Here is an 18,487-nt window from a genome sequence, read left to right on the forward strand (position 1 = left end):
ATGGACATGGAAAGATTATTATTTACATCAGAATCGGTAACAGAAGGACACCCGGATAAGATTTGTGACCAGATTTCAGATGCTGTTTTAGACGCATTAATGGAGCAGGATCCAAACAGCCGTGTAGCATGTGAGACGGCAATCACAACAGGACTTGTTTTAGTTATGGGTGAAATCACAACAAATGCTTACGTGGATATTCAGAAAATCGTAAGAGAGACAATCAACGAAATCGGATATAACCGTGGAAAATACGGATTTGACGCTTATACCTGCGGAGTTATCACAGCCATTGACGAACAGTCATCAGACATTGCGATGGGAGTAGACAAAGCATTAGAAGCAAAAGAAAATAAAATGTCAGACGAAGAAATCGAAGCAATCGGTGCGGGCGACCAGGGAATGATGTTCGGGTACGCATCAAATGAGACAGAAGAACTTATGCCATACCCAATCTCACTGGCGCACAAAATGGCATTGCAGTTGACAAAAATCCGTAAAGACGGAACACTTACTTATTTACGTCCGGACGGAAAAACACAGGTTTCCGTAGAATATAATGAAGAAGGAAAACCGGAAAGATTAGATGCGGTTGTACTTTCTACACAGCATGATCCTGACGTAACACAGGAACAGATTCATGAAGACATCAAAAAACACGTGTTTGATGTAATCCTTCCAAAAGAAATGATTGATGAAAACACAAAATTCTTCATCAACCCGACAGGACGTTTTGTAATTGGCGGACCGCACGGAGACAGTGGTGTGACAGGGCGTAAAATCATCGTAGATACTTACGGCGGAATGGCTCGTCACGGCGGCGGAGCATTCTCAGGAAAAGACTGTACAAAAGTAGACCGCTCAGCAGCGTACGCAGCACGTTATGTAGCGAAAAACATTGTTGCAGCCGGAATTGCAGATAAATGTGAAATCCAGTTATCATACGCAATCGGAGTTGCACAGCCTACGTCAATCATGGTAGACACATTCGGAACAGGAAAACTGTCTGAAGAAAAATTAGTAGAAATCATCAGAGAAAACTTTGATTTAAGACCGGCGGGAATTATCAAAATGTTAGATTTACGCCGTCCGATTTACAAACAGACAGCGGCGTACGGACACTTCGGCCGCAACGACTTGGATTTACCTTGGGAAAAACTGGATAAAGTAGAAGATTTAAAGAAATATTTATAAAATGTGTCGAAACTGTGAAAGGGGACGTAGTAAACTTGTAGAATACTACGTCCCCTTTCACAGTTTGTTCACTTGTTTATAAGAATTTTATAAATGTTTATAAGTGTTTTGGTGTAGAACGGAAAATACCATGCTATAATGTACACGCAAGCCTTGATGTCAAGGTAAGTAAAACGAAAGGGAGTGTCCGTTTGAAGTTAAAAACGAGATTAATTACAGCATTTGTAACGGTCAGTGTTTTACCGATTTTATTGACGGCAATTATTATTTTCGGACTGAGTCAGTATCAGATTAATGCGATAGAAGAAAATTATGGGATTACGGGAACAACGTATAAGAATTTTTCAAATTCCGTACAGGTGATGAACAGTCTGACGGAGCAGCCGTACCACGAACTGAAGCAGGTTGCCTCTGAAAATCCGAGTAAACTTGCAGATATCACTTATTTGGAGGAGATAAATGAGAAACTTCTCTCTAAAAATTCCTATCTCATTGTCAGAAATAATAAGAAAATTATTTATATTGGCGGAGATGCCGAGCAGGCGAAGCAGATGATTTATCAACTTCCGGAATACGGGGAGCACGATTCAACGTCTAAGAATGGAGTGTATTATGGAAATGCACAATCTTTAGTTAAGCAAATTGATTTTCGTCAGGCGGACGGCACTCAGGGGAGTGCTTTTCTTGTGACAGACGTAAGCAATGTGATTCCTGAAGTGCGTCAGTTGATTACGGACGCATTGCTGGCAATTATCATTATTCTTGTTGTGACGGCAGCGCTTCTTATTTTCTGGATATATAAAGGGGTGACAGGGCCTCTTGGGAAAATGCAGAAGGCGGCAAAGAACATCAAAGAAGGAAATCTTGAATTCCGGTTGGAGGCAGAGGCCGATGATGAATTGGGACAGCTTTGTCAGGATTTTGAGGATATGAGAAAGCGTCTGAAGACAAATGCGGAGGAGAAACTCCAGTACGATAAAGAAGGGAAAGAGTTGATCAGTAACATTTCTCATGATTTGAAGACTCCGGTTACGGCGATTAAGGGATATGCGGAAGGAATTATGGACGGTGTTGCAGATACGCCTGAGAAGATGGAAAAATATATCCGCACGATTTATAATAAAGCGAACGAGATGGACAGACTGATTAATGAACTGACATTTTACTCTAAAATAGATACAAACCGCATACCGTATAATTTCAGCACAATTTCGGTAAATGATTATTTTGATGATTGTGCGGAAGATTTATCGTTGGAATTAGAATCAAAAGGAATTGTTTTCGGGTATTCTAATTATGTGGAGGGCGAGCAGAAGATTATCGCCGATGCGGAACAGTTGAAGAGAGTTATCAACAATATCGTGACAAACTCGATAAAATATATGGATAAAGAACAGGGACGCATTAATCTTCGGATAAAAGACGTTGGAGATTTTATTCAGGTAGAACTTGAAGACAATGGAAAAGGAATTTCGTCCAAAGATTTGCCAAATATTTTTGACAGGTTTTACCGGACAGACGCCTCACGAAACTCTTCCAAAGGAGGAAGCGGAATCGGTCTTTCCATTGTAAAGAAAATTGTTGAGGAACACGGTGGCAAGATTTGGGCGACAAGTAAAGAAGGAACAGGAACAGTAATGTATTTTGTTATTAGAAAATATCAGGAGGTGCCGATAAATGAATAAAATTTTAATTGTGGAAGATGAGGAAGCGATTGCTGATTTGGAGAAAGATTATCTGGAGTTAAGCGGATTTGAAGTGGAAGTGGCAAATGACGGTGAGATGGGATTGTTGAAAGCGCTTGGCGAGGACTACAATCTGATTATTTTGGATTTGATGCTTCCGGGGGTGGACGGATTTGAGATTTGTCGAAGAGTTCGTGATGAAAAGAACACACCGATTATTATGATTTCTGCAAAAAAAGATGATATTGATAAAATCAGAGGTCTTGGACTGGGGGCAGATGATTATATGACAAAACCGTTTAGTCCGAGTGAACTTGTTGCGAGGGTAAAAGCACACCTTGCGCGATATGAGAGATTGATTGGAAGTACAATAGAAGAGAATAAGGTTATTGAAATAAGAGGACTTAAGATTGATACAACAGCGAGACGTGTGTGGGTAAATGGAGAAGAGAAAACATTTACGACGAAAGAGTTCGATTTGCTTACTTTTCTTGCCAGCCACCCGAACCATGTCTATACGAAAGATCAGTTGTTCAGTGAGATATGGGATATGGAATCCATAGGGGATATTGCGACTGTAACAGTCCATATTAAAAAGATAAGGGAGAAAATAGAATTCGATACATCAAAACCGCAATATATAGAAACAATTTGGGGTGTTGGCTATCGCTTCAAAGTGTAGTATACTAATCAGAGCAAATACGATATCGTATTTGCTTTGCCTATGTAGAAATTTGTTAGAATGCGGGGAATGGACTTGTGAAGGAACGAAAGAAAAGTATAAGATTTACTACAATGCAGTTAATTGCCGCCGGTTTTTTAGGCACCATCATTTTAGGTGGTGTCTTATTGCATTTACCGATGTGTAATACGGAACCAATTCGATTTACAGACGCTTTGTTTACGGCGACTTCGGCCGTATGCGTGACGGGGCTTGTGTCGATTGTCCCGGCAACGCAGTTTACGGTGTTGGGGAAAGGAATTCTGCTTGTACTCATTCAGATTGGGGGACTTGGGGTTATCGCCTGTACGTTTTCTTTCTTTTTGATTTTGAAGAAGAAGATTACGTTGAGAGAGCGAATTATTATTCAGGAAACTTATAATATGGACACGCTGAGCGGTCTCGTAAAGTTTTTGATTAAAATCATTAAAGGCACTTTTATAGTGGAGGGAGTGGGAGCAATATTGTTCGCCTTTCAATTTGTGCCGGAGTATGGAGTTGTGGAAGGGATATGTTACTCCATTTTTCATGCCGTCTCTGCTTTTTGTAATGCGGGAATTGATATTTTGGGCGATTCCAGTTTTATAAAGTATGCGACGAATCCGCTGATTAATTTTACGACGATGTCACTGATTGTTATAGGTGGTATCGGGTTTACCGTTTGGGGAGATATGCTTAAAAATGTATTTCATGGGATTGGAAAAGAAGGATATTCCGTTAGAAAGGCATTTACAAAATTAACGCTGCATTCTAAAATTGCCATTAGCATGACGATAGCATTGATTTTGGTAGGTACGGTAAGTTTCTTTGTCATGGAATATGCAAATCCCGAAACTTTCGGTAATATGACATTTGAGGAAAAGTTGATGGCATCGGGATTTCATTCGGTGTCAACGAGAACAGCCGGATTTGCCACCGTACCTCAGGCGGGGCTTACGAACGGTTCAAAACTGATTACATGCCTTTTAATGTTTGTGGGAGGTTCTCCTGCGGGTACGGCAGGTGGTGTGAAGACGACAACAGTCGCCATGCTTGTGCTGACGTGCCGTTCTGTAATTAAAGGGGGAAAAGATACGGAATGCTTTGGAAGAAAGATTGTGGAAGACAATATTCGCACAGGGCTTGCGGTTATTTTCCTTTCCATGGGATTTTTGATTATGGGAACGGTAGTTGTTTCCGTGTTAGAGCCTGATGTAGAATTTATGAACATTTTATATGAAACAACATCAGCGATGGGAACGGTAGGTTTAAGCGCTAATTTAACACCTGAACTGGAAACAGCAAGTAAATATGTCATTATGACGTTAATGTATATCGGACGAATCGGGCCGGTGACAATGGCGTTGATTTTTGGAAAAGGTCATACAAAAGATAGGGTAAGAGAATTGCCGGAGAAACGTATTCTGGTAGGATAGGAGATAAGAAAAATGGGAAGACAATATGCGGTATTTGGATTAGGAAATTTTGGAAAAAGCGTGGCGCTTTCTTTGGAAAGACTGGGCTGCGAAGTTCTTGTCGTAGACAAATCAATGGAAAAGATTCAGGAAATTTCTGATGAAGTGTCATATGCGATGCGCGCAGACATCGAGGAAGCGGAAGTGATGGAGACAATTGGGGCGAGAAATTTAGACGGGGCGATTGTGGCATTGTCTGAAAATCTTGAGGCGAGTATTGTGGCAACCATCATGGCGAAAGAAATGGGTATTCCATATGTAATTGCGAAAGCGCAGACGGAACTGCAGGGAAGAATTCTGAAAAAAGTCGGTGCAGACGTTATCGTTTACCCGGAAAAAGAGATGGGAATCCGTATTGCCAGAGGAATTGTAGCGACAAATTTTGCGGAATGGATCGATTTGTCACCGGAATACAGTTTAGTAGAGTGGAAAATACCGGGAAAATGGGCAGGAAAAACTTTATTGGAATTGCGCATCAGAGAGAGAAAAGGAATCAATGTTGTGGGAATTATTCAGGACGGCAACGTAAATCTTTCTTTTGAGCCGACAGAACCTCTTCCGGAAGACGGCATTATTATTTTGATTGGTTCAAATAAAGTATTGCAGAAATTGAAAGAGGAGTAAGAAGATGATAACAAGTACAGGCAATGCGCAGGTAAAAGAATTGTTACAACTGCAGAAGAAAAGTAAGGTGAGAAATGAGAGAAATATTTTCCTTGTGGAAGGCATAAAAATGTTTCTTGAAGCGCCGCGAAATCGCATTGAAAAAGTGTTTATATCTGAAACACTATTTAATAGGAAGAAACAGGAATTAAATTTGGACGGATTAAAGGTAGAAATTTTGTCGGATAAGGTATTTTCCCATGTGTCGGATACGAAAACTCCTCAAGGAATTTTGTGTATTATGAGACAAAAAAAGACAAAATTGGAAGAAATTTTCGCACAAAAGCCGGAACATTTGATGATTTTGGATAATTTGCAAGATCCGGGCAACTTGGGAACAATTGTCAGAACAGCCGAAGGGGCCGGGGTGAGCGGAATTATTTTGAGCAAAGATTGTGTCGATATTTACAATCCGAAAACAATTCGTTCCACAATGGGTTCAATTTATCGAATGCCGTTTTTGTATGTGGAAGATTTGGAAAACACAATTGAAGAAGTGAAAAAACAGGACATTAAAGTGTATGCGGCACACCTTCAGGGAAAAAATAATTATGACGAAGAAAACTATAAGACAGGCTGTGCTTTTTTGATTGGAAATGAAGGCAACGGACTGCGTGATGAAATCGCCGAAAAGGCTGATATTTGGGTGAAAATCAAGATGCACGGAGAGGTGGAATCTTTGAATGCGGCAATCGCCTCATCAATACTGATGTTTGAAGTCTGCAGACAGAGGCGATAATTTTTTTTAGGCATAGGGGTTGACAAGAAAATCTTTTAGTGTTAGTATGCTCCAAGACAACTTTGTAACAAATTTGTAACAAGTTGTAATCAAAACGCATTATTTGGGTATAATAATATTAACAAATCAAACCAGATAATGACTCAGGAGGTTATATATGAAACGAGAGATTATGAAAGTGGCTGTATGCCTTTTACTTACAACCTGTCTTACAATACCGGCGGTATTTACAAGTGAAGCGGCAGACGCACAATCAGAAACTCAGGGGATTGTAGAACTATTGGGAGATGAACCGGTGTTAAATGATATTACTGCGAATTTACCGGCAGCGGCATCTGTTGCGGTAGAGACACAGGAATTTCATCAGAAAGCATTGGTAAACACGGACGGAGAAATGTCAATCTATGCAGCAGCCGATGAAAATAGCGAGGTTGCCGGAAAGGTATATCGCAACACAGTTGTGCATATTGAAGAAACAGGGGAGATGTGGTCTAAAGTTTCTTCAGGAGATGTAGTAGGATATATAAAAAATGATAATCTTGTGCTTGGAACAAAAGCGGTAGAGAGAGCAAAAACAGTTTGTCCTGCAAAGACAACGGTAAATGGAAAAGAATATACTGTTGTGGATACAAACGGAAAACAGTTGACGTTAAAAGGGGCGGACAATGAGCAGATTACTGTGGCAGCAGCCGATGTAAAAGTGACAAGAAACACACAGAACGGAAAGACAATGAAGCAGATTGCGGAAGAGGAAGCAAAAAAGAAGGCAGAAGAGGAAGCAAGAAAGAAAGCGGAAGAAGCAAAGAAAAAAGCCGCGGCAGCCTCTTCACAGACAAGAAATGCTCCGATGTCCGTATCGGCAAGTGACAGAGATTTGATGGCGGCAATTATCTACTGCGAAGCAGGTGCAGAGCCATATCAGGGAAAAGTTGCGGTTGGCGCAGTTATTATGAATCGTGTAAGAAGTTCAAGATTCCCAAACACAATTTCAGGAGTTATCTACCAGAAAGGACAGTTTGGTCCTGCAATAACAGGAAAATTGGGACGTGTACTCGCATCGGGAAAAGCGACGGCAGAATGTTATAAAGCAGCAGATGCAGCGTTAGCAGGGGAAAACCCAATTGGAAACCGTTTGTTCTTTGGAAACGGAAACACAGGATATAAGATTGGAAGTCATTACTTCCACTAGAGATTTAAAGAACAGGAGGTCNNACTGACCTCCTGTTCTTTAGATTTCTTTAGAATTTTACTTATCTTCTTTCAGAAAAAGTATTGTAAGATGAATGTATAATAAAATATAGGGGTAAATAACTATGTATAACTATTTCATTTTTTTCTCAACATTTTAAGACGCTATCTTTGTTTTGCAGCAGCAGACGTCATGCTGGGTGAGGGGGATTCACTATTACAACCGTCAACAAAAACGGATTACGTTTTGGTGGGATTAGCTTTATTCGTTTCTGCTATGATAGAGCGTGAATATTGGAAGTCGAAAGAAAATGATAGAGAGCAATTATTTTTAGAAGTTCCGAAAAATTTAAAACAGAAAGCAATTTTCGGTGTTTGGGTGTTGCTGAAAATTTTATATAATTATCTTATTATAGGGGTATTACAAATCATTTTTCTAAAAAGCGACAGTCTTTTAAAACCGAATACGGAGGGTGAATATTTTATTGCATTTATCATTATTCTATGTTCTTTTCCGATTGCATATTTTTATCAGAGAAAGAGGAGAAGTATGGTATAATATGAAAAAAGCGAAAGAAGGGGAGCATATGCAGGGAAGTAAAATCATGGTTGTAGACGATGATGCAGACATCCGTCAGGCATTAAGGGTGTTGCTGGAAACGGAAAACTATGAGGTGTCAGAAGCAGACAATGGGGAAATGGCATTGGAATTGCTGGACGAAACGGTTGACTTAATGATTTTAGATATTATGATGCCGGAGAAAGACGGACTCAGCACCTGTCGGGAAGTGAGGGAAAAATACACGTTTCCCATTTTATTTCTCACTGCAAAAACAACGGAAAATGATAAATACATGGGATTTTTAAGCGGAGGAGATGACTATCTGACAAAGCCTTTTTCAAAAATGGAGGTTTTGACCAGAGTTTCGGCAATGTTAAGACGATACCATGTTTATCAGGGGAAAGGAAGTGGGCCAAAGGAAAAATATATCTGTATTAAGGATTTGAAAATTGACAGGAATGTTTCCCGTGTTTTTCAGGGCGATAAAGAAATTGTCTTAACAAATACAGAGTATGACATTTTAGTTTTTATGGCGAAAAATCCAAATAGAGTTTTTACACTGGAAGAGTTATATGAAAAGATATGGGGCGAGCCGTATCACTTTTCCGTAAATGCAACTGTTATGGTACATATCCGAAATTTGCGGCGTAAACTAAATGATACATCACAGGCATCAAGATATATTAAAAATGTTTGGGGAAAGGGTTATGCGATTGTCGATGAAACGAATGAGAAAAAATTATCTGAATAGAGAACTGTTCATTTTAAGTCTGGTATCTTTCGGAATTGCTCTGCTTGTATATTTTGTTCTATCTGTTTCTTCCACATATCTCATTACAAGATATTATAACACCGAAGAACACATTGAAAAGTTAGAAAAAAGATATGCAAAAGAATTGCAGGGGTATATTACAAAAGAGGGAATTACCGTCAAAAATATCGGGGAAGTTGATGAGTGGGTTTTCAACAGGGACGATGTCTTTCTCAAAATTTTTATAAATGGAAATCTTGTTTATGATGCAATGTATGGAGCGACAGATAATGTTGTCGGTTCATCGGAAAACAGAGAACATTTTTTGGAGATGAACAGTTATGAACTGAATTTGGGAGAGGACAAGGCGGAGGCAATCCTGTTCTGTTATGATTTTGCAGCGGAAAACTATGGACGGTATGTTTCACTGCTGATTTCTTTTCTTGTGTTCTTTATCAGTATGATAGCGGGTGTGCGAAAGAAAATGAAATATCTTGTCACTCTGCAAAGGGAACTGCATATGCTGTCGGAAGACTTGAATTCTTCCATTACGCTTCAGGGAAATGACGAGATTACCGATGTGGCAAAAGGGATAGAATCATTGCGGTTGTCGGTGAAAGATAAAATGGAAAAAGAAAAGATGGCTTATGAGGCAAATCACCGCCTGATTACATCTCTGTCCCATGACATAAAAACTCCTCTGACGGTTATGATTGCTTATTTGGAGTTGGCGAAAAGCAAGGGAAGAGAATGTGCGGAGTTGGAAAAATATATAGGGATTTCGCTGGATAAGGCAAACCATTTGAAGGAACTGACAAATGAACTGTTCGAACATTTTCTTCTGCACGGAGGAATGCAGGAAGTTATTTTTGACAGGGTAAATGGAAATGAATTGATTATGCAGATGCTGGAGGAAAACTTATTTGATTTAGAAATGCAGGGAGTGGATATACGGCGTGACATAAATGATATTACCTCTGTTTTGGAAGTGAATGTAAACATGGTACACAGACTGTTTCATAATCTGTTTTCTAATCTAAATAAGTATGGGGATTTATCTAAACCGATATTTATCCATTATGCTCTGGAAAATAATCATCTTGTACTCTCCATGCAAAATGCAAAGGCGCAGATGCCGGACAAAAGGGAGTCGGCAAAAATTGGCTTGCATAATTGTGAGGCGATTATGGAAAAACATAAGGGGACGTTTGAAGTCTGCGAGAATGAAAACACATTTTCCGTAAGATTTGCTTTTCCTGTATGTACGAAGAAATAGTTATGATTTTTCTTGAAAAAGAAAATAAGATATAGTAAAATGAATAAACAATAACAATATTTTCAGAAAACAAGGAGGGATTCTCGTATGAGTATTGGAGCGATACTAGGAATTGCACTGTTGGTTTTGATTATTCTCATTTTAATCTCCTGCATCAAGATTGTTACGCAGGCACAGGCGCTTGTTGTGGAGAGATTGGGAGCATATCAGGCAACATGGGGCGTAGGTTTACATTTCAAAATACCGATTATTGAACGTGTGGCAAGAAAAGTAGACTTAAAAGAGCAGGTGGCTGATTTCCCGCCACAGCCTGTTATTACAAAGGATAATGTTACAATGAGAATTGATACGGTTGTATTCTATCAGATTACGGATCCGAAACTTTTCTGCTATGGTGTAGCGAATCCGCTTATGGCAATTGAAAACCTTACGGCCACAACACTCCGTAATATTATCGGTGATTTGGAGTTGGACGAAACACTTACTTCAAGAGAGACGATTAATGCGAAGATGCGTTCTTCCCTCGATGTGGCAACTGATCCGTGGGGAATTAAAGTAAACAGGGTAGAGTTGAAGAATATCATTCCTCCGGCAGCTATTCAGGACGCGATGGAGAAACAGATGAAAGCGGAACGTGAGAGACGTGAATCGATTCTTCGCGCGGAAGGTGAGAAGAAATCAACCATTCTCGTTGCCGAAGGTAATAAGGAATCAGCAATCCTCGATGCCGAGGCGGAGAAACAGGCAGCGATCTTGAGAGCTGAAGCACAGAAAGAGAAGATGATTAAAGAGGCGGAAGGTCAGGCAGAGGCTATTCTGAAAGTACAGCAGGCGAATGCAGACGGTATCCGGTTCCTGAAAGAAGCGGGAGCAGATGAAGCGGTATTGACAATGAAGAGTCTGGAAGCATTTGCAAAAGCAGCGGACGGAAAAGCGACGAAAATTATTATTCCGTCAGAAATCCAAAGTGTTGCGGGATTGGTAAAATCCGTAACGGAAATCGGAGCAGATAAATAATCATATAAAGAGAAGGGGTATGTCTGACATATCCCTTTTGCCATGTATATGAGGAGGTGTGAAATGAGACCGGTAATTGACTTGGAAAAAGAATACGCAATTATGCTGGACGGCGGAGGTGCAAGAGGCGCTTATCAGATTGGAGCGTGGAAGGCGTTAAAGGAAGCGGGTGTGAAAATCAATGCGGTGGCAGGAACATCTGTGGGAGCGTTGAACGGAGCATTTATCTGCATGGACGATGTTGAGAAAGCGGAGAAAGTGTGGAGCGAAATTGCATTTTCCAAAGTGATGGACGTGGACGACACATGAATGGAAAAATTATTCAGAAAAGAAACCCCGCTGACGGAAGTGTTGAGAGAACTGTGGAAGACACTGGCGGACGGAGGGGTTGACGTGACGCCTCTTCGGAAACTCATTCATGAAAATGTCGACGAGAAAAAGATACGCGATTCGGGGATAGAGTTTTGCATTATGACATTCTCTGTGTCGGACATGAAGGAACTGGACTTAAGCATGGAGGATATTCCGGAGGGAATGTTGGAAGATTTTCTGCTGGCGAGTGCCTATCTTGTCGGATTTAAAAATGAAAAACTCCACGGTAAAACATATATTGATGGCGGTGTCATCAACAATGTGCCAATGGGTGCACTTGTGGACAGAGGATATGAAAATATTATTCAGATTCGCATTTTCGGGCCGGGGAGAGAACCGAAAGTGCGCATTACGGACGAGATGAATGTGTACAGAATTGCGCCGCATGTAAAACTGGGAAGCATTATCGAATTTCATCAGAGAAGAAGCAGACAAAATATGCGGATTGGATATTACGATGCACGGAGAATGCTTTACGGGTTAAAAGGGCGGATTTACTATATTGAACAAACAGAGGAAGAGTGCTATTATAAGACGAGGATTTCACGTCTGTCAGAGAAGGAACGCATAGAAACTGCGTTTGAACTTAGAATGGCAGTAGGTTACACGGAAGAAGAACTCTATTTGACGATGTTGGAAGCCTGTGCAAAATTACTCCATATACAAAAGTATAAAATATATACGGAACAGGAGTTGTACACACAAATCTGCAGGCGGTATGAACGGGCAAAAGAGAAGGAAAAATTTCCGGGATTTGTTTCGTTGCTTGTGAGAATAGGAAGGGATTACGTGACGGATTTAATGGAAATGAATACGAGATGGGTGGGCGGCACCGTCTATTCATATGAGGAGATAGATTCCACCAATGCGGAGGCTTTGCGTCTGGCAAAAGCAGGAGAAAGCCACGGCACTCTTGTGGTTGCAAAAAAACAGTATGCCGGACGGGGGCGGAGAGGCAGAACATGGGAATCCGAAGATGAGGAAAATATTTATATGTCCCTTTTACTTCGGCCGGAGTTTTCTGCCGGGAAAGCGCCGATGCTTACGCTTGTAATGGCGTACAGCGTGGCAAAAGTATTGCGGGAACAGGAAAATTTGGACGTGATAATTAAATGGCCAAATGATTTGGTCATCGGGAAAAAGAAAATTTGCGGAATTCTCACCGAGATGAAAATGGAGGAAAACAAGATTTCTTCGGTGATAATCGGTGTGGGAATCAATGTAAATGTGGAAAGTTTTCCGAGAGAACTTCGGGATAAGGCGACTTCGCTCAGAAGAGAGGCGGGAAGAGAGTTTTGCTGTACCGATTTGATTGCGAAGATAATGGAATCCTTTGAACAAAACTATAATTATTTTTCTGAAGTGGAAGATTTGTCTTTCATACAGGAAGAATACAATGAGATATTAGTAAACTGTGGAAAACAGGTGCGGATTTTAGAACCGCACAATGAATATGAGGCGGTGGCGCTCGGCATTAATGAAGAAGGCGAACTGCTTGTGGAGAAAGAAACCGGAGAAATCGAGAGAGTTTTTGCGGGAGAAGTTTCAGTGAGAGGAATGTATGAATATGTATAACAAAGAAGAAAGAACAGTGCTGTGTGCGTCAAACGCATATGAAAAGAAATATTATTTTAACCCTGACTTTGATGCGCTGCCAGACAGTATTAAGGACGAACTGAAAATCATGTGCGTACTGTATACGGAAGAAATCGGCGGTATTCTTGCGTTGGAATTCGAGGAGGACGGAACACTTGTGTTTGAAGTGTCCTCAGAGGAAAATGATTTTCTCTACGATGATATCGGAAGCAGATTAAAGATTAAAGAATTACAGAGAACAAAAGAAGACATGCTTCGTTCTTTGGAACTGTACTATAGAGTGTTCTTCTTGGGAGAGGAAATCGGGGAATGATACTGAAAATAGGAAATGTAGAACTGGAAAATCGGTATATTTTAGCTCCGATGGCAGGCGTCACTGATTTGCCATTCCGCTTATTATGTAAAGAACAGGGAGCAGGGCTTCTCTGTATGGAGATGGTCAGTGCGAAGGCGATTCAGTATAAAAACAAAAATACGCAGGCGCTTTTGAAAATTCACCCGGAAGAGCGTCCGGTTTCCCTTCAGTTATTCGGCTCAGATCCCGACGTGATGAGTGAAGTGGCAAAGAGTATTGAAGAGTTACCGTTTGCGATTTTAGATATTAACATGGGCTGTCCCGTTCCGAAAATTGTAAAGAATGGGGAAGGTTCTGCTCTTATGCAGAATCCGAAACTGGTGGAACAGATAGTGAAGAAAGTATCGGGAGCCATTCAAAAGCCGGTGACGGTGAAGATTCGCAAAGGGTTTAATGATGAATCTGTCAATGCGGTGGAAATTGCAAAAATCATTGAAGCGAGCGGCGGTGCAGCCGTTGCCGTTCACGGAAGAACAAGGGAACAGTATTATTCCGGCAAAGCGGATTGGGACATTATCCGTCAGGTGAAAGAGGCGGTTTCCATTCCGGTCATTGCAAACGGAGATGTGACTTGCGGACGGGACGCGATAGATATTCAAAAGCAGACGAACTGTGACGGGATTATGATCGGGAGAGGAGCGCAGGGGAATCCGTGGATTTTCTCTGAACTGCTTTACTACGAAAAACACGGTGAGATGCCCGAGCGTCCCGATGTGCATGAAGTGAAAAAGACAATGCTAAGACATGCAAAACTGCAGATGCAGTATAAAGGTGACTATTTAGGAATCCGTGAAATGCGGAAACATATCGCATGGTACACTACCGGAATGAAAAATTCTGCGAAGTTAAGAGACGATATCAACCGGGTGGAAAGTTTTGAGGAACTGGAAACGTTATTGGACGAAAGATTAACAGATTAGTGAAAGTGCATAAAAAATATCCTGTGAATAGAGTGAAACACTTTATTCACAGGATATTTTTTGTATAACTTTTATTATGGATAAATTTTCCTGCAAGCATTATAATAAAAAATAAGGCGAAACAATAGAAGACCGGATATTTTGCATAAAAGGATTTTGCCATAAACAGGGAGGAAAAAGAATGAAAAAGAGAAGAAGAATTTTGGCATTACTGCTTGCGACTACTTTGACACTCAGCAGTATGCCTGCAGTTTTGGCAAAAGAGGGAACAAAACCTCAGGACAGTACGACAAAAGAACAGCCATTTTGGTCGGGAACAGGGGAGAGTGATAAGTTTCGTATTCCATGTTTGGTATCACTAGATGACGGAACCCTTGTAGCGGGCTGCGATGCCAGATGGACAACCCATATGGACGGCGGCGGATTGGATACGATTGTGTCCTACTCTAAAGATAAGGGACAGACATGGCGCTATACATTTGCCAACTATCTTGGAGATAACGGAAATGAACATAATGTCAATTCTACAGCATTTATTGATCCTGCAATGGCAACGGACGGTGAGAGAGTGTACATGATTGCCGATTTGTATCCGGCAGGATACGCGTTGAACGGAGCGAAGAAACAGCCTGTTCCGGGAAAGAGCCATGATGATAAGGGAAATATCCTTTTGGCAGATGCGAGAAATTGGAATGACGTTTGGGGAAGTGAACGTACAAACGCTGCGAATTATACATACCGTTTAATAAAGAATGAAGGTGAAGACGGAAGGCCTACATACTCTATTCAAGATGCAAACGGAAAAATTATGGAAGGCTATACGGTTGATGCTTATTTCAATGTAAAAGGCGAAAACGTGAATGCCAATCTTTTTGAAGCCGATTCTCCATTTCAGGTATGGCCGACAGACTACCTTTATCTGACGACGTCGGAGGACGGAGGAAGAACATGGTCTGTTCCTTCCATCTTAAATTTAAGAAGAGACAGTGAACAGTCGCTTCTCGTTGGACCGGGGTGCGGAATGGTAACTTCAGAGGGCAGAATTGTATTTACCGCATATGAATTTACGAACGGAGATAAAAACAGTGTGGCAATCTACTCTGACGACGGAGGAAGAACGTGGAAGAGAGGAAAGTCTGTATCCGGTCTTAGTTCTGAAGCGGTTGTAACGGAAGCGGACGGAAAATTATATATGTTTACCCGCCACGGAGGATACTATGTGTCAAATGATTGGGGAGAAACATGGTCCGGACGAAAAGATATGGGGATAAATTACAACTTAGGCTGCCAGTTGACAGCAGTAACTTATCCGGAGAAAATTGACGGGAAGACAGCAATTCTTTTTGCTGCACCATCTAATACAACAACACGTGCAGCAGGAAAAATTTTCGTAGGCTTAGTTCAGGAAGACGGTACATTAAAGTGGACATATGATTACAGCATTAACGGTTCGGATTATTATGCATATTCGTGTCTGACCGTATTGCCTGACGGAACAGTAGGCTTATTATATGAAAATGGCGCAACAGAAATCAAATATATCGGCTTGGATATAAAAGATATTGCGAAAGGTGCAGCAATCGGAAACATTTGGTGTACGGACGATGCGGGGAAAACGGTATCGACAGTTACAATGAAATCAGATGAAACAAAAACGCTTACGGTAAACGGATTAAAAGAAAATGCGGAAGTAACCGTAGAGTCAGATAATGAGTCTGCAGTAGAAGCGACATACGAAAATGGCAAATTAAAATTGACTTCCTCAAAAGTAACAGGATTGAAACAGGCGGTTGTAACTGTAAAATGCGGGGAGGCAGACACAGAACTCCACGTAAATGTAACGGACAGCGAAAAGTATGAGATTGTAAATCTTCGTGTAGGAGATACAAAAACATATACGGATAAAACCGGAAATTACAGTGATAATAAACTGGAAGGGTTAGACAAAGATATTGCTGAAGTGATACTTGAAGGGGAAGACGCAAAAGACGAGGAAATCAAACCGGAAGCAGAAATTCAGTTGGGAACGAACGCACAGTTTGATGGAGAGAAGAAGAAAATCAGCAGCAGTCTGTTTACGTTTGATAAAAAGGATAACGGAAAATACGCCATTTCTGCAACGACGGCAAAAGGCAAGAAAGTATATCTCACTCCAAAGACAGCTGCAACGGCAAATACACCGCTCACAAAAACAAGTGCGGATATCACCGTGGCAAAAGGAGAGGACGGAACATTTAGTTTCACACAAGAGGCAGCCGGCGGAGCAGGAGGAATTTTATATTTCCATAAAGAAGCAGGTAAATTGTACTTTGACAGAAACGGAACAATGCATAATAACTGTAAATTTGATATTTACAAAGCCGTAGAAAACGCAAAAGACAGCGAAATTCCGGGATATATAAAAGTAAAGGATTTATCAGAAATTACAGATAACGGACAGTATGTAATTGCTTCAAAAGCAGCGGACGGAAGAAACTATCTGCTTAATCCTTCGCAGGAAACAGATAAATATAGTTATGTTGCAAAAGTAACCGGGAAAATGTACGAAGGACAGCCTACACCGGCAAAAACAGACATAACCATTAAGGGAAAAGCGGAAGGCGAAACAGAAGTAACCATCGGAAAAACCACATATTATATCATTGTAAAAAATGATGTAAAAGAAGTGAATTTAAAAGTAGGAGAAACGGTAAATATACCGGGAAAAATCGTACAGGCAAAAGGAGAGACAGACAGCATCTCGAAGGTAGAGCGCAACGACATGCCTCCTTATAAAGCGATTACGGAACTGAAAGAAGGAACATACTTGTTTGGAAGCGGAACTCACATTCTGTTAAATACACCAAGTAGCAAAGATAATCCTACAGGGTTGGCAATGCAGGCGGCAAATTTCAATGTAGGAGAGTACAACGAATCTCTTTGGACAATCGAAAAGTCAGAGAATGGTTATACGATGAAAGATGTCAACGGCAAATATGTAAATATTGATAACCAGAATGTGACATTAAAAGATACGCCGCAGACACTCACAATATCAAAGAGAAGTCAGGGTGGATTTGCAGTTTCCCGCAACGGATATTATTTAAACAACTGGGAAGGCGCGAACAACAAAGTGGCCGCTTACACAGGTGATGACAACGCATGGAGTTTCTATAAAGCGTCCGTGGGTAATGTTGTCACAGGAGAAAAGGCCGGAAAAGTAACTTTAGTTACGGAAGGAACAACATATAAGATTACAGTTGAGCAGGATCCTGTCACATGCAAACATACATGGGGAGACTGGGAAGTAATCAAAGAAGCAACCTGTACAGAGGGCGGCGAAGAAACAAAGACCTGTACAAAATGTCATGCGACAGAGACAAGACAGACAAAAGCACTCGGTCATAAGTTTAGTGACTGGGAAGTAGTAGAAGAACCTACAGCAACAGAGGACGGATACGAAGAGAGAGTGTGCGAACGCTGTAAAGCGAGACAGACAAAGGTACTTCCTGCAACCGGAGAAAATAATAACAACGGCGGAGATACAGGAAATCAAAATAATGGTGGAACTGCGGGTAACAGTGGAAATCATGATAACAGCGGCAACTCAGGAAACAGCGGAAATCAGAATCAGAAACCGGTAAAAACAGGCGATATGGCAGATCCGCTTACAACTGCTTTGGGAATGGCAGGCTGCCTCGGTGCAATCATTGCAATTCTTCGCAGAAAATCAGGAAAATAAAAATCTGGGGGATACTTAGGTATCCCCTATTTTATACGGTTTACAGAGTATGAACAACCTGTCAACCATTTTTGATTATGTCCTAAATTTTTTGTACGATATGCACCGATTTCCCGGTGCATATTTTAGCATATAAGCATAGTTTCTGTTATCTTATGATTTTTGAACTGAAGAAAAGTAGACATTCTCCATGGGTGCTTTGGCGATGGTAGATTCCGCTTTCGTGGTTTTTCCTTCAAAGGCTGGAGGTCAAAATTTTTTGAAAGGGGTTCA

Annotated in this window: 15 protein-coding genes and 1 pseudogene; all 16 read left to right on the forward strand. The window is 40.9% G+C overall.

Going from position 1 to position 18,487, the window contains the following annotated elements:
- Positions 1 to 6 precede the first annotated feature (6 nt).
- The 16 genes and pseudogenes from metK to ACYQ35_RS01570 all read left to right on the forward strand — a co-directional run bounded on the left by metK (position 7) and on the right by ACYQ35_RS01570 (position 18,214).
- Complete coding sequence (gene metK, locus ACYQ35_RS01495) at positions 7 to 1,194, forward strand: methionine adenosyltransferase (RefSeq protein WP_009461734.1); 1,188 nt, start codon at positions 7 to 9, stop codon at positions 1,192 to 1,194.
- Positions 1,195 to 1,385: 191 nt separating this feature from the next.
- Positions 1,386 to 2,879: a sensor histidine kinase gene (locus ACYQ35_RS01500; RefSeq protein ID WP_009461733.1), complete on the forward strand. Its 1,494-nt coding sequence runs from the start codon at positions 1,386 to 1,388 to the stop codon at positions 2,877 to 2,879.
- On the forward strand, positions 2,872 to 3,561 hold the full coding sequence (locus tag ACYQ35_RS01505; RefSeq protein ID WP_459829434.1) for a response regulator transcription factor: 690 nt from the start codon (positions 2,872 to 2,874) through the stop codon (positions 3,559 to 3,561). The genes ACYQ35_RS01500 and ACYQ35_RS01505 overlap by 8 nt, the downstream gene beginning before the upstream one ends.
- 77 nt (positions 3,562 to 3,638) lie before the next feature.
- Positions 3,639 to 5,015 carry a TrkH family potassium uptake protein gene (locus tag ACYQ35_RS01510; protein WP_459829437.1) on the forward strand — a complete coding sequence of 459 codons (1,377 nt, stop codon included), beginning with the start codon at positions 3,639 to 3,641 and terminating at the stop codon, positions 5,013 to 5,015.
- A 12-nt stretch (positions 5,016 to 5,027) separates the two neighbouring features.
- Complete coding sequence (locus tag ACYQ35_RS01515) at positions 5,028 to 5,678, forward strand: potassium channel family protein (protein WP_009461730.1); 651 nt, start codon at positions 5,028 to 5,030, stop codon at positions 5,676 to 5,678.
- 4 nt (positions 5,679 to 5,682) lie between these two features.
- Positions 5,683 to 6,456, forward strand: coding sequence for a TrmH family RNA methyltransferase (locus ACYQ35_RS01520; protein ID WP_459829442.1), 774 nt, complete (start codon positions 5,683 to 5,685; stop codon positions 6,454 to 6,456).
- Between the two features lie 157 nt (positions 6,457 to 6,613).
- Positions 6,614 to 7,645, forward strand: coding sequence for a cell wall hydrolase (locus ACYQ35_RS01525; protein ID WP_459829445.1), 1,032 nt, complete (start codon positions 6,614 to 6,616; stop codon positions 7,643 to 7,645).
- Between the two features lie 192 nt (positions 7,646 to 7,837).
- Complete coding sequence (locus tag ACYQ35_RS01530; protein ID WP_459829448.1) at positions 7,838 to 8,203, forward strand: hypothetical protein; 366 nt, start codon at positions 7,838 to 7,840, stop codon at positions 8,201 to 8,203.
- 1 nt (position 8,204) lies between these two features.
- A complete protein-coding gene (locus ACYQ35_RS01535; RefSeq protein ID WP_459829452.1) occupies positions 8,205 to 8,957 on the forward strand; it encodes a response regulator transcription factor in 753 nt (250 codons plus the stop codon).
- Positions 8,914 to 10,233 carry a sensor histidine kinase gene (locus tag ACYQ35_RS01540; protein WP_459829455.1) on the forward strand — a complete coding sequence of 440 codons (1,320 nt, stop codon included), beginning with the start codon at positions 8,914 to 8,916 and terminating at the stop codon, positions 10,231 to 10,233. The genes ACYQ35_RS01535 and ACYQ35_RS01540 overlap by 44 nt, the downstream gene beginning before the upstream one ends.
- 87 nt (positions 10,234 to 10,320) lie before the next feature.
- On the forward strand, positions 10,321 to 11,250 hold the full coding sequence (locus ACYQ35_RS01545; RefSeq protein WP_009461720.1) for an SPFH domain-containing protein: 930 nt from the start codon (positions 10,321 to 10,323) through the stop codon (positions 11,248 to 11,250).
- Between the two features lie 102 nt (positions 11,251 to 11,352).
- Positions 11,353 to 11,889, forward strand: a pseudogene (locus tag ACYQ35_RS01550) (patatin-like phospholipase family protein); the annotation flags it as partial.
- A 540-nt stretch (positions 11,890 to 12,429) separates the two neighbouring features.
- A complete protein-coding gene (locus tag ACYQ35_RS01555; protein ID WP_459829467.1) occupies positions 12,430 to 13,197 on the forward strand; it encodes a biotin--[acetyl-CoA-carboxylase] ligase in 768 nt (255 codons plus the stop codon).
- Positions 13,184 to 13,531 (forward strand): DUF6145 family protein, encoded by a 348-nt coding sequence (locus tag ACYQ35_RS01560; RefSeq protein ID WP_009461717.1) that lies wholly within the window; start codon positions 13,184 to 13,186, stop codon positions 13,529 to 13,531. The genes ACYQ35_RS01555 and ACYQ35_RS01560 overlap by 14 nt, the downstream gene beginning before the upstream one ends.
- Positions 13,528 to 14,493, forward strand: coding sequence for a tRNA dihydrouridine synthase DusB (dusB, locus tag ACYQ35_RS01565; protein WP_459829460.1), 966 nt, complete (start codon positions 13,528 to 13,530; stop codon positions 14,491 to 14,493). Before ACYQ35_RS01560 ends, dusB begins: the two co-directional genes overlap by 4 nt.
- 181 nt (positions 14,494 to 14,674) lie before the next feature.
- Positions 14,675 to 18,214, forward strand: coding sequence for an exo-alpha-sialidase (locus ACYQ35_RS01570; protein WP_459829463.1), 3,540 nt, complete (start codon positions 14,675 to 14,677; stop codon positions 18,212 to 18,214).
- The last annotated feature ends 273 nt before the right edge of the window (positions 18,215 to 18,487 follow it).

It is taken from the genome of Faecalimonas hominis (genome assembly GCF_054660755.1).